The sequence below is a fragment of the Streptococcus oralis genome (assembly GCF_003943415.1).
Classification (GTDB): domain Bacteria; phylum Bacillota; class Bacilli; order Lactobacillales; family Streptococcaceae; genus Streptococcus; species Streptococcus oralis_BJ.
Window position 1 is genome coordinate 1 of the sequence record NZ_RJPK01000039.1, and the last position, 581, is coordinate 581.

1 pseudogene is annotated in these 581 nt (G+C 50.3%); it reads right to left on the reverse strand.

Annotated features, from left to right (window positions below):
• Positions 1 to 581: pseudogene (gene bmrC, locus D8801_RS09755) on the reverse strand (multidrug ABC transporter ATP-binding protein BmrC); the annotation flags it as partial.

The following is a 581-nucleotide window of genomic DNA, read 5'->3' on the forward strand; positions in this document are numbered from 1 at the left end:
GATCCTTCCATTTTCCATGACGAGAATGAAATCGGCGTGTTCGACGGCCGACATCCGATGTGATGTAATAAAGGTCGTTTTGCCTTTCCGCCTGCTGCGGATGTTTTCAATAATCGTCGCTTCCGTTTTCGCATCGACGGCGGACAGCGAATCATCCAAGATCAAAATATGGGGCTCCGCAATCATTGCTCTCGCAATTGAAATCCTTTGTTTCTGCCCCCCGGATAAAGCGACGCCCTTCTCTCCGACCATTGTCTCCAAACCGTCTGAAAGCATCTCAATATCCTTTTTCAGATGTGCTGCAGAGATGACATCGTATAAATCGCGTTCCTCGGCGAGTCGTCCGCCGAACAAAATATTGTCTTTCACCGATTTTGAAAACAACACGTGGTCCTGAGGCACATACCCGATCCAGCTGCGAAGCTGATCAAGCGGCAGGCGGTCAATCGGCACGCCCGAAATGGTGATCGTTCCTTTTCCTTTCGGGTACTGCCTCAGCAGCTGCTTGACTAACGTCGTTTTGCCGCTTCCCGTCTTTCCGACGACTCCGACCGTCTGTCCTTCTAATACGGTAAATGAAA